This is a genomic window from Chromohalobacter sp. HP20-39, assembly GCF_033052815.1.
Classification (GTDB): Bacteria; Pseudomonadota; Gammaproteobacteria; order Pseudomonadales; family Halomonadaceae; genus Chromohalobacter.
In genome coordinates this window covers 1-326 of the sequence record NZ_JAWHTP010000375.1, presented here as the reverse complement: position 1 = coordinate 326, position 326 = coordinate 1, and the positions used below count along the sequence as shown (strand labels likewise).

Below are 326 nucleotides of genomic sequence, written 5' to 3'. Positions count from 1 at the left end.
CGGATGACGGCGATGTGTTCGTGGTCAGTAGCGCCAATCTGACAACGCAGGGCCAAAGCCGGTCGCTGGAGGTGGTCGATGCAGTCAGGGCGACTAGGGACCCACTGGTCTTTGGCCAAATTGCCGACTTCCTGGAACTGTTGCCGGCGCGGCTAAATTTATTGTCCCGCGAAGACGAGGAAATCCTGGCCCGGTTCGCCCGGAGGGCACGGGCACAGCGCGACCAATATGCTGCCAACGCGGCGGACCCGCAGAGGGTCTGGTTGGTGACGACTTTGGCTGAAGCGGCCGGCACGCAGTTCCTTGACCTGGCTCGGCGAAACCTC

Annotated in this window: 1 protein-coding gene; it reads left to right on the top strand. The window is 62.6% G+C overall.

All coding sequences use genetic code 11. From position 1 onward, the window contains the following. A partial coding sequence (locus tag RVY79_RS18435) for a hypothetical protein (RefSeq protein ID WP_317465992.1) occupies positions 1–326 on the top strand: 326 nt, incomplete at both ends.